Below are 13,646 nucleotides of genomic sequence, written 5' to 3' on the forward strand. Positions count from 1 at the left end.
GCTGCCCTTCCTCTCCTGGGGCTGGCATTCCAGTCTCGCAGCGCGCGGTCAACCGTGCGGCGCGTCGCGCTTCAAGTGCATTGCTTCGGTAACACACCAGGTCTAAGCTGCCGGAACATCATGGGAGCAGTGACGTGCGGTCGGACCTGATCGAAACCAGGAGTCATTCAACCGTCGCCCGGGCCGAATTGCTCGGTGCCGAGACGGAGGCGCCGGTGCTGGAGCGGCTGCATGCGCTGGTCCGCAAGGGCTACAAGGCAGAGATCGGCACGGGCACGGAAACCAGCCTGATCGTCCTGCGCCATCTTGGGCGATCGCCGGATCTGCTGCTCCACAATAGCGGCGTGATCGAAGCCTATCCTGGCCGCTGGCCGCGCCACAAAAGGTCGATCGAGCCGCCGGCGCCGTTCCTCACCGAAGACGTCGCCGAGCAGCTCCGCTTCATGCGGTTCCTCGACACGATCCCGAAGCCCTCGCTTCGCGACCGCACCCGCCGCTTCCGCCACAAATATATTTATTTCCCGTTGGTCGTCGCGATCCTGCTCGGCATCCACCTCGCCTTCACCGCCATGATCGTCAACGGCTAGACTCCGGTTTCCGCTCAGGCCGAGTCACTGCCAGCCCAGCGACCTGCGCTTGCGCATCACCAGGGTCGGCCACTCGCCATGTTGGACGCGGAAGCTCATCATCAGGCCGTGACGGCGATAGGCCGCGGTGACCGCCTCGGCCTGGCTGTCGAGCAGGCCGGCGAGGATCAGCCGTCCGCCGGCCTCCAGCGCCTTGGAAATGCTCGGCGCCAATTCGATGAGCGGCCCGGCAAGAATGTTGGCGACGATCAGATCATACGGCGCGCGCTGGCGCAGCCGGGCATGGTCGAGCCCTGGAGCGACGGCGAGTTCGAGCTGGCCGCGGATGCGTCCGAGCCTGACGCGATTGATTGCGGCATTCTCCTCGGTGACCTCGATCGACACCGGATCGATGTCCGAGGCCGCTGCCCGCGCTGCCGGCCAGAGCTTCATCGCGGCAAAGGCGAGCAGGCCGGTACCGGTGCCGACATCGATCAGGTTCGAAATGGAGATGCCCTGGTCCTTGAGCTTGCTGAGCGCGACCAGGCAGCCGCTGGTCGTCTCGTGCTGACCGGTGCCGAAGGCGCGGCCGGCGTCGATCTCGAAGGCAATCGCGTCGCCGGGGACGCTGCCGCGGTGGGCCGGCGTGTGGACATAGAATCGGCCGGCGCGGATCGGCTCGAGGCCCTGCTGGCTGAGCGTAACCCAATCGCGTGCTTCGACCCGCTCGACCTCGGGCGCGCGACCAGCGGCGCTCGGCACCAGCGCCTTCAGCATGTCGAGCAGCTCGATACCGGGTTCGGCGGGGAAATAGGCGTCCAGCCGCCATTCGTCGGGCTTTGCCGGATCGGGCTCGCTGGTCATCAGCACCGGCGGCTCGTCGAGCAGGGCAAAGCCGCCGATCTCGTCCTGCAATTGCTCGGCTTCCGCCTTGTTGCAGGGCAGGCTCGCCTTCCAGCTTTCGGGCTCGCCGATCGGCGCGGCGTCGGCCTTGCGCTTCCTAGCGGACATAGGACGCGCCGTTGACGTCGATCACCGCACCGGTGGACGACGGCGGCGCGTCGAGCGCGAACCAGCGCACCGTCTCGGCGACCTCGTCGACCCCGGCAACCCGGCCGAGGGGAATGTCGGCAAGCAGTTTCTCGCCGCCGCGGCTGGCGAGATAGTCTTCGGCCATGCCGGTCATGGTGAACCCCGGGCAGACGGCGAAGGCCAGGATGTTCTCCGCCGCATAGCCGCGCGCGATCGACTTGGTCATGCCCATCATGCCCGCCTTGGACGCGGCATAATGCCAATGCTGGGGCGAATCGCCGCGATAGGCGGCACGGCTTGCGACATTGACGATGCGACCGCCGGCCTCGCGTTCCCGGAAATGACGGACGGCGAGCCGGCAGAGCTCGGCCGATGCGGTGAGATTGACCCGCATCGTCCGTTCCCAGGCGGCGACCCAGTCGCCATGATCGAGATCGACCGGCGCCGCCTCGAAGATTCCGGCATTGTTGACGAGCACGTCGATTCGGCCGCCGAGCCGCTCGAGCGCCGCATTCCACAGCGCCTCGGCGGAGCCGGGCTGGTCGAGATCGGCGGCGATCTCGCTGTCGCCCCCGCGAGTCGAATGACCGACCACATTGTGGCCGTCGAAGGCGTCGAAGATCGCCCTGCCGATGCCCCGGCTCGAGCCGGTGACGAGAATGTTGCGCTGGGTCATGGGCCGCGAACTAGCGGCGCAAGGCAGAGGTTGCAAAGGGAGAGCGCGCCGGCCCGATGGCATCGACACCCGAGGCCCTGAACCTCCCATGCCTGCGGCGCGGGCTCCTCCCTTTCCCCAAATGGGAGAGGGGGTGGTCGCAGACTGCGAAGCTTTCTTTCCTCTCCCGTTTCGGGGAGAGGGAGGGGCCCTCCGCGCAGCGGTAGTAGGGTGAGGGCAGTTAGGCCGCGAAGCCCTTCACGAAACTGGTGGTGGCAGCCTTGAAGCGCACCATCTGCTCGTCGACGTGACTGAAGCTCTTGGTGAGGCCGTCGATCTCGCTCGCCACCGTCTCGGTGTCCTGGCGGATTGCGGCGATCGTCGAGGACATCGAGTCCGCGGCGAGTGCCGTTTCGTCGACTGCGGCGGTGATCATCGTCACCGTCTGGGCCTGCACTTCCATCGCCTCGCGAATGCGGCCGGCGCTGTGCTGGACTTCCTCGACGGTGCGCTGGATCGAGCCATTGGCGGCGAGCGTCGACTTGGTCGCCTGCTGGATCGCGGAGATCTTGCCGGCAATGTCGTCGGTCGCGCGCGCGGTCTGGCTTGCGAGCGACTTAACTTCCTGGGCGACGACCGCAAAGCCGCGGCCGGCATCGCCGGCGCGCGCCGCTTCGATGGTCGCGTTGAGCGCGAGGAGGTTGGTCTGGCCCGCGATGTCGCGGATCAGGCCGAGGATCGATTCGATCGCTCCGACGTGGCTGGAGAGCGCCTGGCTGACCTGCACCGCCTGCGATGCCTGATCGCCGGCGCGAGTCGCCACACCGGCAGCGACCTCGACTTCGTTGCGGGCGTCCTCGATCGCGCGGATCAGGCCGGCGGCGGTTTGCGCGGCTTCGCGCATCGCCAGCGCGGACTGTTCGGCTGCAGCGGCGACTTCGCTGGTCTTGCCGAGCATGCCGCGGGCGGCGGCGGAGGCATCGGACGCCTGGGCACGCAGCATCTGGCTGTCGGACGCGGTGCGCTCGGCGACGCTGACCACTTCGTTGTTGAACTGGGTGCCGCGGGCAGCGCGGTCCTCGCGCTCGGCGCGGGTACGGATCAGATCGAATTGCGCGGCGAACACGTCGGCCTCGAGCAGCGACGAGATCGCAAGACAGCGGCCGAGCTTGACCAGCCGTTCCGGCTGGTCTGCATATTCGGCAGCGATCAGGCGGTAGCATTCGTCCACCGCCGCTGCGACCGAGGAGAAAAGGATGCTGAGCGAGATGCCGCGGGCATTCGCATCCTGCAGAAAGCCCTGCGCGAGATCCGCCCATTTCTGGTCGTTGATCGCGCCGTGCTTGATGATCATGTAGGGCACGATCTTCGAGGTCAGCGCCTCGATGTCGGCGTCGCTGAAGCGGGTGCCGCCTTCGTGCGCGGCGGAGAGATGCTCGCAGAAGACCCGCCCGACCGGCGCGCCCTTTTCCTTCAGGAACCAGGCCACGTCCTTGCAGCCTTCGGCAAGGCTTCCGTCAGGATCGAATCGGCCGATCCGTCCGTCCAGCCGCACTGCGCCCTGTTGCGTCCCCATGAAAGTCCCCGTCAATATGACACTTGGTTGAGCTCCGCCTTGTGGCGCGAAAGTTTTAAGATCGCGTTAGCCATTGGACGTCGCGTCGCGGCCGATCGAAGGATGGCTGCGGTGTCACGCCGCTTGTCTACGGGCGCATGCTTTCCTAAGAGCGGCGCGTACTTAGGGAGCCCCGCCTCATGCACCGCAATCCATCGCGCCCGCTCTCGCCGCATCTGACGATCTGGCGATGGGGGCCGCACATGTTCGTCTCCATCGCCAATCGCGTGACCGGCGCCGGCCTCGCCACCGTCGGAGCAGCCGCTCTGGTGTGGTGGCTTGCCGCTGCGGCGACGGGTGCCGACGCCTACGCGACGTTCGTGTCGTGGGCGACGAGCTGGATCGGCATCGCCATCGGCGTCGGGCTGACCTGGGCGTTCTTCTTCCACCTGCTCGCCGGCATCCGCCATCTGGTGATGGACATCGGTGCGGGTTTCGAGCTTTCGGTCAACAAATTCTGGGCGAACATGACGATCCTCGGGTCGGTGGTGCTGACCGCTCTGTTCTGGTTCCTGATCCTGGGGGTGAAGTAATGCGCATGGAAACCCCGCTCGGCCGGGTCCGCGGCCTCGGCTCGGCGCGCACCGGCGCCCATCACTGGTGGCTCGAGCGGCTGACCTCGATCGCCGCCCTGGTGCTGTTCGTCTGGTTCATCGCCTCGATCCTGCGCCTGCCCTCGCTCTCCCACGGCGATGTCGTCGGCTGGCTGCGTGAGCCGCTCGCCGCGGTGCCGATGCTGCTGCTGATCGTCACCACCTTCTGGCACCTGAAGCTCGGCCTGCAAGTGATCCTCGAAGATTATGTGCACGAGGAGGGGATGAAATTGTTCTCGATCGTCCTGCTCAACTTCTTCGTCATTTCGGGCGCCGCGCTCGCTTTCTTCTCTGTTCTCAAGATCGCCTTCGGCGGGGACGCTTCCAATGGCTGACGCCTACAAGATCATCGACCATGCCTATGACGTCGTCGTCGTCGGCGCCGGCGGCTCCGGCCTCCGCGCGACGATGGGCTCTGCCGAAAAGGGGTTGAAGACCGCCTGCATCACCAAGGTCTTCCCGACCCGCAGCCACACCGTCGCGGCGCAGGGCGGCATCGCCGCCTCGCTCGGCAACATGGGTGCGGACCACTGGACCTGGCACATGTACGACACGGTCAAGGGCTCCGACTGGCTCGGCGACCAGGATGCGATCGAATATCTGTGCCGCGAGGCACCGGCGGCGGTCTACGAGCTCGAGCATTTCGGGGTTCCGTTCAGCCGCACCCAGGAAGGCAAGATCTACCAGCGCGCGTTCGGCGGCATGATGCAGAATATGGGCGCCGGCCCGCCCGCGCAGCGCACCTGCGCCGCCGCGGACCGTACCGGGCACGCCATGCTGCACGCGCTCTACCAGCAGAGCCTGAAATACGACGCCGACTTCTTCATCGAATATTTCGCGATCGACCTGATCATGGAGAATGGCGAGTGCCGGGGCGTGATCGCCCTGTGCATGGAAGACGGCAGCATTCACCGCTTCCGCAGTCATGCCGTCGTGCTCGCCACCGGCGGTTACGGCCGTGCCTATTTCTCGGCGACCTCGGCCCACACCTGCACCGGCGACGGCAATGCGATGGTGCTGCGCGCCGGTTTGCCGCTGCAGGACATGGAATTCGTCCAGTTCCACCCGACCGGCATTTACGGCGCCGGGGTGCTGATCACCGAGGGCGCGCGCGGCGAGGGCGGCTATCTCACCAATTCCGAAGGCGAGCGCTTCATGGAGCGCTACGCGCCGTCGGCGAAGGACCTCGCCAGCCGCGACGTCGTGTCGCGATCGATGGCCATGGAGATCCGCGAGGGCCGCGGCGTCGGCAAGGAGAAGGACCATATCTACCTCCACCTCGACCATATCGACGCCAAGATCCTCGCCGAGCGCCTGCCGGGCATCACCGAGACCGGAAAGGTCTTCGCCGGCGTCGATCTGACCCGCCAGCCGCTGCCGGTGGTGCCGACAGTCCACTACAATATGGGCGGCATTCCGACCAATTATCACGGCGAGGTCGTCACCCTGAAGGACGGCAATCCGGATTCCGTCGTTCCCGGCCTGTTCGCGGTGGGCGAGGCGGCGTGCGTGTCCGTCCACGGCGCCAATCGCCTCGGATCGAACAGCCTGATCGATCTGGTCGTGTTCGGACGCGCCACCGGCCTTCGCCTCGGCGAGATCGTCAAGCCGGGCACCGCGCTGCCGCCGCTGCGGGCGGGTTCGGAAGAAATGGCGCTCGGCCGGCTCGACCATTTCCGCTACGCCAAGGGCGGCAGCCCGACCTCGGTGATCCGCAACCGCATGCAGCGCACGATGCAAGCCGACTGCGCGGTGTTCCGCACCGAAGAGACGCTGGATGAAGGCAAGGGGCGGATCGACGAAGTCTACCAGCAGATGGCCGACATCGACGTCACCGATCGCACGCTCGTCTGGAACACCGATCTGATCGAGACGCTGGAGCTCGACAACCTGATCGGCCAGGCCGTCGTCACCATGCACAGCGCCGCCAACCGCAAGGAAAGCCGCGGCGCCCACATGCACGAGGATTATCCGAACCGCGACGACGTCAACTGGCTGAAGCACACGATCAGCTGGTTCGATCAGGGCAAGGTGACGATCGATTATCGCCCGGTCCACGAATATACGCTCACCGACGAGATCGAGTATATCAAGCCCAAGGCGCGGGTATACTGATCGTACCTCTCCCCTTCAGGGAGAGGGCCGGGAGAGGGGAAAAGCGGAAAGGCCGGCTCGATGCCGGCCTTTTTGCATTTCTACGCCCATATTCGCGCTCTCGTTCCCGAACTTGCGCGACCGCGAAGAGAGCGCGCGGCCCGGCATCGAGCCGGTCCGGGCGCTTGCCCCTCTCCCTGCCCTTTCCCCCGACGGGAGAGGAAGCATCAGTCCAGGTTGGGCCGGAGCCAGCGCTCCGCTTCCTCGACGCTGACCTCGCGTCTTGCGGCATAGTCTTCGAGCTGGTCGCGGCCGATCCGGGCCACACCGAAATACTGGCTGTCGCGGTGACCGAAATAGAAGCCGGAGACCGCCGAAGTCGGCCACATCGCGAAGCTTTCGGTCAGCGTCACGCCGGCAGGATCGCCGCCGAGCATCTCGAACAGAGCCGGCTTCAGGCTGTGATCCGGGCAGGCCGGGTAGCCCGGCGCCGGACGGATGCCCTGATAGGTTTCGCGGATCAGGTCGGCGTTGGTGAGATGCTCCTCGGCATAGCCCCAGATGCTGTTGCGGACATGGCCGTGGAGGGTCTCGGCGAAGCTCTCGGCCAGACGATCGGCCAGCGCCTTGAGGAGGATGTCCGAGTAATCGTCATTCTCCGCCTTGAAGCGGGCGAGGTGCGCGTCGAGGCCGTGAATGCCGACGGCGAAGCCGCCGATCCAGTCCTCGCCGTCCGGATCGATGAAGTCGGCCAGGCACATGTTCGGGCGGCCTTCGCGCTTCTTCACCTGCTGCCGGAGCATCGGCAGGCGTGTCTCCTCGTTGCTGGCGAGAACCAGGATGTCGTCGCCCTCGCGGCGGCAGCGCCACATCCCAACCGTGCCCTTCGCCACCAGCCAATGCTCGGCGATGATCCGGTCGAGCATGGCCTGGGCATCGTTGAACAGCGACGTGGCGCTTTCGCCGACGATCGGATCCTCGAGAATGGCGGGATAATTGCCGGCCAGCTCCCAGGCGCGGAAGAAGGGAGTCCAGTCGATCGAGGCGCGCAGATCGCGGATCGGCCACTCGCCGAAATGCTGGACCCCGGGCCGCTGCGGCGCGGGTGCCTTGCCCGTGGGATCATAGGGGAAGGCATTGGCGCGGGCGTCGGCGATCGTAGCGAGCTCGCTGTGGCCGCGACCGGCGCGAGTCTCGCGGACATTGTTATACTCGTCGGCGGTCTTGGCGACGAGCGGATCGCGCTGGGTCTCGGAGACCAAAGACGAGGCGACGCCGACCGCGCGGCTGGCATCGAGCACGTGCAACACCGGCCCTTCATAGGCGGTGTCGATCTTGAGCGCGGTGTGGACCTTGCTGGTGGTGGCGCCGCCGATCAGCAGCGGCAGGGTCATGCCCTCGCGCTGCATCTCGGCCGCGACCGTGACCATTTCGTCCAGCGACGGCGTGATCAGGCCGGAAAGGCCGATCATGTCGGCATTGTTCTCGTTGGCGGCCTGAAGGATGTTTTGCCATGGCACCATCACGCCGAGATCAATCACCTCGAAGCCGTTGCACTGCAGGACGACGCCAACGATGTTCTTGCCGATGTCGTGCACGTCGCCCTTGACGGTCGCCATCACGACCTTGCCCTTGCCGGCGGTGGCCCCGCTTTTCTCTTTCTCCTCCTCGATGAAGGGGATCAGGTGGGCGACGGCTTTCTTCATCACGCGCGCCGATTTGACGACCTGCGGCAAGAACATCTTGCCCGATCCGAACAGATCCCCGACGACATTCATGCCGTCCATCAGCGGACCTTCGATGACGTGGATCGGACGGTCCGCGCGCTGGCGCATCTCCTCCGTGTCCTCGACGACATAGGCGTCGATGCCCTTGACCAGCGCGTGCTCAAGCCGCTTCTCGACCGACCAGCCGCGCCACTCGGCTTCGGCTTTCTCCTTGATCGGATCGGAGCCGAGATATTTCTCCGCAAGGGTGACGAGACGCTCGGTGGCGTCCCCTCCCGCCTTTGGTGCGCGGTTGAGGATGACATCCTCGCAGGCTTCGCGCAGCTCCGGATCGATCGCGTCATAGACGTCGAGCTGGCCGGCGTTGACAATCGCCATGTCGAGCCCGGCCGGGATGGCGTGGAACAGGAAGATCGAGTGCATCGCCCGGCGGACCGGCTCGTTGCCGCGGAACGAGAAACTGAGGTTCGAGAGGCCGCCCGAAATATGGGCGTGCGGGCAGCGGACGCGAATCTCCTTGCAGGCTTCGATGAAATCCACGGCATAATTGCGATGCTCGTCGATGCCGGTCGCGACCGCGAAGACGTTCGGATCGAAGATGATGTCCTCGGGCGGGAAGCCCTCGCGGACCAGAAGATCATAGGCGCGCGAGCAGATCTCGACCTTGCGGGCCTTGGTGTCGGCCTGGCCGGTCTCGTCGAAGGCCATGACGACGACGGCGGCGCCGTAATTGCGAACCTTGCGGGCGAGCCGCAGGAACTCGGCCTCGCCCTCCTTCAGGCTGATCGAATTGACGATCGGCTTGCCGGACACGCATTTCAGACCCGCCTCGATCACGCTCCACTTGGAGCTGTCGATCATGAAGGGCACCCGGGCGATGTCCGGCTCGGCGGAGATCAGCTTTAGGAAGGTGGTCATCGCCGCTTCGGCGTCGAGCAGGCCTTCGTCCATGTTGATGTCGATCACCTGCGCGCCGTTCTCGACCTGCTGGCGGGCGACCTCCACGGCGGCGGCATAATCCCCGCTCATGACCAGCTTCTTGAAGCGCGCGGAGCCGGTGACGTTGGTGCGCTCGCCGATGTTGACGAAGGTGGAGGAGGCGGCAGGACCGGCGTCGATGTCGGCGTCGAGTTCGGCGGGAGCGGTAGGAAGGGCGGTGGCGGTCATAAAATCGAGCTACTCGTAAACTGTGCTGGGGGGCGGGCTCCCCCCTCTCCCAACCTTTTCCCTGATGGGTTCCCGTCAATGTAGTACTTTGATGGGGACCCGATGGGGAGAGGGGTCCTAAGCGGCGATGGTCATTGGTTCGAGGCCGGCGAGCCGGGTGACGGTGCGGACCGTCGGCAGCGTGCGCGGAGCGACGCCCTCGACTGCCCTGGCGATCGCGGCGATGTGGGCCGGGGTCGATCCGCAGCAGCCGCCAAGGATGTTGACCAGGCCCTGCTCCGCCCAGGCACGGACGAATGCCGCGGTCTGCTCGGGGAGCTCGTCATAGGCGCCGAGCTCGTTGGGCAGGCCGGCATTGGGGTAAGCCATGATCAAGGTGTCGGCATTCTGCGCCAGCGTCTGGACGTGCGGACGCAATTGCTGCGCGCCGAACGAACAATTGAGCCCGATCGTAATAGGCCGGGCGTGGCGCACGGCGTACCAGAAGGCCTCGACCGTGTGGCCGGACAGGTTGCGGCCGGACAGATCGGTGATCGTCATCGAGATCATCAGCGGTACGTCGCGGCCGAGCCGCTCGCCCGCTTCCATCGCTGCGACGATGCCGGCCTTGGCGTTCAGCGTGTCGAAGATCGTTTCGATCAAGATGAAATCGGCGCCGCCTTCCAGCAAGGCTTCGGTCTGCTGGAGGTAGACGTCCTTGAGGCCGTCGAAATCGATCTCGCGATAGCCGGGATCGTTGACGTTGGGCGACAGCGACAGCGTCTTGTTGGTCGGCCCGATCGCGCCGGCCACGAAGCGCGCACGTCCGTCGGCGGCTTGGGCTTCGTCCGCCGCCTTGCGTGCGATGGCGGCCGAGGCGCGGTTGATGTCGGCGACGAGATGCTCTGCGCCGTAATCGGCCTGGCTGATCGTGTTGGCGCTGAACGTGTTGGTGGAGACGATGTCCGAGCCGGCGGCGAGATAGTCGCGGGTGATCGCCTCGACGACATCGGGCCGGGTGAGGGCGAGAATGTCGTTATTGCCCTTCTGGTCGCGGCTGAGATCGAGATCGCCGCGATAATCGGCCTCCGTCAGCTTGCGGTTCTGGATTTCGGTGCCGAAGGCTCCGTCGGTGAGCAGGATGCGCTCCCGGGCGGCTTCGATCAGTCTCTGGCGCGCGCTCATGCGGCTTGCTCCTGTTGGTCTGCTTTCGGGCGGAGGCCAAGAAGATGGCTGATCGCATAAGCGAGCTCGGCCCGGTTGAGGGTGTAGAAATGGAAGTGCCGGACACCGCCGGCATAAAGCTGGCCGCACAATTCAGCAGCGACCGTGGCAGCCACGAGCTGGCGCGCCGCCGGCAGATTGTCGAGTCCTTCGAACAAGCGGTCCATCCAGGGCGGGATGCCGGCGCCGCACATGGCCGCGAACTTGCGGGTCTGGGCGACGTTAGAGACCGGCAGGATACCCGGCACGATCTCTGCGTCGATCCCTGCCGCGGCCGCCTCGTCGCGAAAGCGGAAGAAGCAATCGGGCGAGAAAAAGAACTGGGTGATCGCCCGGTCGGCGCCCGCATCGATCTTGCGCTTGAGATTGTCGATGTCGGACTGGCGGCTGACCGCATCCGGGTGCATTTCGGGATAAGCGGCGACCGAAATCTCGAACGGCGCGATGCTCTTCAGACCCTGGACGAGATCGGCGGCCCCGGCATAGCCGTTCGGATGCGGCGCGAACTTCTTGCCCGCCTCGGGCGGATCGCCGCGCAGCGCAACAATGTGGCGGACTCCCGCTTCCCAGTAGGCACGCGCGACCTCGTCGATCTCGTCGCGGCTGGCTTCGACGCAGGTGAGGTGTGCCGCCGCCGCCAGCGTCGTCTCCTTGGCGATCCGTGCCACCGTATTGTGGGTGCGCTCGCGGGTGGAGCCGCCGGCGCCGTAGGTGACCGAGACGAAGCGCGGTGCCAACGGCTCCAGCGTCTTCACCGACTCCCAAAGCGTCTGCTCCATCTTTTCCGTCTTCGGCGGGAAGAATTCGAACGAAACGTCGATGTCGCCCGCGACATCTTCGAACAGGGGTTTCCGCCAGCTGGCGATGCCAGGCGCGAGCGTGCTCATGCGACGACCTTCAATTTTGCTTCGGGCCGTTCGCCGGCCCAGATGGTGACGGTGAGTTCACCGCCTTCGAGATGCTCGATCACGCGGGCGTCCAGCCCTGCGCTCTCGAGATATTTGAGCACCGCCTCGTCCGCAAAGCCCAAGCGCGCATGGGCGTCGCGGGTGCGCAATTCCTCGCGCTCGTGCGCGGCGAAATCGACGACCAGCAGCCGGCCTCCCGGCGCCAGCAGACGCGCCGCCTCGGCGACGGCGGCGGCGGGCTGCTGCGCGAAATGCAGGACCTGATGCAGGATCACGGTGTCGGCGCTGCCGGCGCCGAGCGGCAATGCGTACATGTCGCCTTGGCGCAGCTCGGCGGCGGTGAGGCCGGCTTCGGCGAGCTTGACGCGGGCAAGGCGCAGCATTTCGGGGGAGCGATCAACGCCAAGCGCGTGCTGGGCGGCCGGGCCGAACAGCGTGATCATGCGGCCGGTGCCGGTGCCGACGTCGACCAGCCGGCCGACCGGGCGGTCGGCAAGAGCGCGGCCGATCGCCGCCTCGACATCGCTTTCGGCGACATGGAGAGACCGGATCTCATCCCAGTGATTGGCATGCTGCGCAAAATAGCGTTCCGCAGCAGCCGCGCGGTCGGCACGCACGGCGGCGAGGCGGGCCGCATCGGCCAACGTCCACGGATCGTCGCCATCGATCTCGGCCCAGCGGTCGAGCATGTCGAACAGGGGATCGACACGGGCGCTGCTGCCGAGGCTGAGGAACACCCAGCTGCCTTCCTTGCGGCGCTCGGCAAGGCCGGCGTCGATCAGTATCTTGACGTGGCGGGAGACCCGCGGCTGGCTTTGGCCGAGCACCTGCGCGAGTTCGCCAACCGACAGCTCCATCGCTCGGAGCAGAGCAAGGATGCGCAGCCGCGTCGGATCGGCAAGGGATCGGAAAAGGTCAGTCGCGTCGCGCATAGATAAGGATATAAAGATATCTTTATATGCGGGTCAAGAGAGCAGGATTTTTTAACGCAAGCGGCAGTGCTGGGGAACCAAGTCGCCCCTTCGGCGTGCGGAGCACGCACGACAGGCCTGCAAATCCAGATTGTGACACAAGAATGACGCAAAAAAACGCTTCGGCGCAATTGCTTACCGAATAGGTAGACATACCGCTGCGCCTTTTGTATTGCATGCGGCGCTGGAGAGCCGGTGGGCTTCGCCACGGCACCTCGCCCAGCGGATCATCAGTTGCTCCAAACGGAGGGAAAATTTCATGAAGAAGATTGGTCTGACCCTGGCTGCCGTCGCAGCTCTCGGCGTTGCCGCCTGCAACAACACCAGCACCGACGCTGGCAACAACACCGCGACCGACCTCAACGTCACCGAGACGGAAGCCGTTACCGACGTCAACGCTTCGGCGACCGACGCGAATGCGGTCGACGCGACCAACAACGCTCTCGACGCCGCTGGCAACAGCCTCGAGAATGCCGGCAATGCGGTCGAGAATGCGTCGGACGACGTCGCCAACGCGGCTTCGAACGCAGCGCACTAAGTTCTTTTCAGAACTGAAGCGACGGGAAGGGCCGCGCACCATCGGGTGCGCGGCCCTTTTTATTTGCGCGGCGATGCGGCAGACATCTTGCCGACCATCTTCATCTGGAGCGATCCACCATGCGCACGATCATTGGAACTGGACTGGCCGCGGCCGCCCTCGCTCTGCTTGCGGGCTGCGGGGACAAAGAGACCAACGCGCCGACGGCTGAGGAAAATGCCCAGCTCGACGAAGCCGCCAACATGCTCGACACCTCGCCTGACAGCCTGACCGTCGAGAATCCGGAACTCGGCAATGGCGATGCGCCGACCGCCGAAGCCGGCGACGTCGCGGTGGCCGAGGGCGCGACCGGCGATGATGGGGGCACGGCCAATGCGGCCGTCGCCGCCGAGGCGTCGAACGCGCAATAGGAATCGTCACCGACGCACAAAAAAAAGGGGCCGGAGGAGTTATCCTCCGGCCCCTTTTCTTTGGCTTCGGCTGGAAGCGGGCGAAGCCCGCTTCGAACGTGGAACGCGATCGGCGGCTCTCCCGCCGAGGCGCCGTCCGGCCTTCGGCGAGTCCTCCGCCAGCTGAC

13 protein-coding genes are annotated in these 13,646 nt (G+C 65.7%); 6 read left to right on the top strand and 7 right to left on the bottom strand.

The window, feature by feature from the left end:
* The first annotated feature begins 134 nt into the window (after window positions 1-134).
* Window positions 135-587 carry a hypothetical protein gene (locus C7I55_RS24615; RefSeq protein WP_106515706.1) on the top strand — a complete coding sequence of 151 codons (453 nt, stop codon included), beginning with the start codon at window positions 135-137 and terminating at the stop codon, window positions 585-587.
* A 24-nt stretch (window positions 588-611) separates the two neighbouring features.
* On the opposite strand, the gene C7I55_RS24620 is transcribed toward C7I55_RS24615, so the two are convergent.
* From C7I55_RS24620 to C7I55_RS29070, 3 genes are all read right to left on the bottom strand, one after another.
* On the bottom strand, window positions 612-1,577 hold the full coding sequence (locus C7I55_RS24620) for a 50S ribosomal protein L11 methyltransferase (protein WP_106515707.1): 966 nt from the start codon (window positions 1,575-1,577) through the stop codon (window positions 612-614).
* On the bottom strand, window positions 1,567-2,274 hold the full coding sequence (locus C7I55_RS24625) for an SDR family NAD(P)-dependent oxidoreductase (RefSeq protein ID WP_106515708.1): 708 nt from the start codon (window positions 2,272-2,274) through the stop codon (window positions 1,567-1,569). The genes C7I55_RS24620 and C7I55_RS24625 overlap by 11 nt, the downstream gene beginning before the upstream one ends.
* A gap of 220 nt (window positions 2,275-2,494) precedes the next feature.
* Window positions 2,495-3,829 (bottom strand): methyl-accepting chemotaxis protein, encoded by a 1,335-nt coding sequence (locus C7I55_RS29070; RefSeq protein ID WP_233222400.1) that lies wholly within the window; start codon window positions 3,827-3,829, stop codon window positions 2,495-2,497.
* Between the two features lie 179 nt (window positions 3,830-4,008).
* On the opposite strand from C7I55_RS29070, the gene sdhC reads away from it, so the two are divergent.
* The 3 genes from sdhC to sdhA are packed head-to-tail and all read left to right on the top strand — an operon-like array spanning window position 4,009 to window position 6,576.
* Entirely contained in the window at window positions 4,009-4,401 is a 393-nt protein-coding gene (gene sdhC, locus C7I55_RS24635) for a succinate dehydrogenase, cytochrome b556 subunit (RefSeq protein WP_106515709.1), read from the top strand.
* Entirely contained in the window at window positions 4,401-4,796 is a 396-nt protein-coding gene (gene sdhD, locus C7I55_RS24640) for a succinate dehydrogenase, hydrophobic membrane anchor protein (protein ID WP_106515710.1), read from the top strand. The genes sdhC and sdhD overlap by 1 nt, the downstream gene beginning before the upstream one ends.
* Window positions 4,789-6,576, top strand: coding sequence for a succinate dehydrogenase flavoprotein subunit (gene sdhA, locus C7I55_RS24645; RefSeq protein ID WP_106515711.1), 1,788 nt, complete (start codon window positions 4,789-4,791; stop codon window positions 6,574-6,576). Before sdhD ends, sdhA begins: the two co-directional genes overlap by 8 nt.
* Window positions 6,577-6,782: 206 nt before the next feature.
* Here the strand turns inward: sdhA and metH are convergent, their stop codons facing one another.
* The 4 genes from metH to C7I55_RS24665 form a co-directional block, all read right to left on the bottom strand.
* Window positions 6,783-9,449 (bottom strand): methionine synthase, encoded by a 2,667-nt coding sequence (gene metH / locus C7I55_RS24650; protein ID WP_106515712.1) that lies wholly within the window; start codon window positions 9,447-9,449, stop codon window positions 6,783-6,785.
* A gap of 117 nt (window positions 9,450-9,566) precedes the next feature.
* Window positions 9,567-10,613: a homocysteine S-methyltransferase family protein gene (locus C7I55_RS24655; protein WP_106515713.1), complete on the bottom strand. Its 1,047-nt coding sequence runs from the start codon at window positions 10,611-10,613 to the stop codon at window positions 9,567-9,569.
* A complete protein-coding gene (gene metF, locus C7I55_RS24660) occupies window positions 10,610-11,539 on the bottom strand; it encodes a methylenetetrahydrofolate reductase (RefSeq protein ID WP_106515714.1) in 930 nt (309 codons plus the stop codon). Before metF ends, C7I55_RS24655 begins: the two co-directional genes overlap by 4 nt.
* Window positions 11,536-12,492, bottom strand: a complete 957-nt coding sequence (locus C7I55_RS24665; protein ID WP_106515715.1) for an ArsR/SmtB family transcription factor — start codon at window positions 12,490-12,492, stop codon at window positions 11,536-11,538. Before C7I55_RS24665 ends, metF begins: the two co-directional genes overlap by 4 nt.
* Window positions 12,493-12,790: 298 nt before the next feature.
* Between C7I55_RS24665 and C7I55_RS24670 the strand changes: the two genes are divergently transcribed.
* Both C7I55_RS24670 and C7I55_RS24675 read left to right on the top strand, forming a co-directional pair.
* Entirely contained in the window at window positions 12,791-13,069 is a 279-nt protein-coding gene (locus tag C7I55_RS24670; protein WP_106515716.1) for a hypothetical protein, read from the top strand.
* A 119-nt stretch (window positions 13,070-13,188) separates the two neighbouring features.
* Window positions 13,189-13,479, top strand: a complete 291-nt coding sequence (locus tag C7I55_RS24675) for a hypothetical protein (protein WP_106515717.1) — start codon at window positions 13,189-13,191, stop codon at window positions 13,477-13,479.
* Window positions 13,480-13,646: the final 167 nt, after the last annotated feature.

The organism is Allosphingosinicella deserti (genome assembly GCF_003012735.1).
GTDB lineage: Bacteria > Pseudomonadota > Alphaproteobacteria > Sphingomonadales > Sphingomonadaceae > Allosphingosinicella > Allosphingosinicella deserti.

Bases quoted from the DNA above. Each gene is read 5' to 3' on its own strand.
- C7I55_RS24620 (WP_106515707.1), bottom strand. From the start codon at position 1,577: ATGTCCGCTAGGAAGCGCAAGGCCGACGCCGCGCCGATCGGCGAGCCC.
- C7I55_RS24625 (WP_106515708.1), bottom strand. From the start codon at position 2,274: ATGACCCAGCGCAACATTCTCGTCACCGGCTCGAGCCGGGGCATCGGC.
- C7I55_RS29070 (WP_233222400.1), bottom strand. From the start codon at position 3,829: ATGGGGACGCAACAGGGCGCAGTGCGGCTGGACGGACGGATCGGCCGA.
- sdhC (WP_106515709.1), top strand. From the start codon at position 4,009: ATGCACCGCAATCCATCGCGCCCGCTCTCGCCGCATCTGACGATCTGG.
- sdhD (WP_106515710.1), top strand. From the start codon at position 4,401: ATGCGCATGGAAACCCCGCTCGGCCGGGTCCGCGGCCTCGGCTCGGCG.
- sdhA (WP_106515711.1), top strand. From the start codon at position 4,789: ATGGCTGACGCCTACAAGATCATCGACCATGCCTATGACGTCGTCGTC.
- metH (WP_106515712.1), bottom strand. From the start codon at position 9,449: ATGACCGCCACCGCCCTTCCTACCGCTCCCGCCGAACTCGACGCCGAC.
- C7I55_RS24655 (WP_106515713.1), bottom strand. From the start codon at position 10,613: ATGAGCGCGCGCCAGAGACTGATCGAAGCCGCCCGGGAGCGCATCCTG.
- metF (WP_106515714.1), bottom strand. From the start codon at position 11,539: ATGAGCACGCTCGCGCCTGGCATCGCCAGCTGGCGGAAACCCCTGTTC.
- C7I55_RS24665 (WP_106515715.1), bottom strand. From the start codon at position 12,492: ATGCGCGACGCGACTGACCTTTTCCGATCCCTTGCCGATCCGACGCGG.
- C7I55_RS24670 (WP_106515716.1), top strand. From the start codon at position 12,791: ATGAAGAAGATTGGTCTGACCCTGGCTGCCGTCGCAGCTCTCGGCGTT.
- C7I55_RS24675 (WP_106515717.1), top strand. From the start codon at position 13,189: ATGCGCACGATCATTGGAACTGGACTGGCCGCGGCCGCCCTCGCTCTG.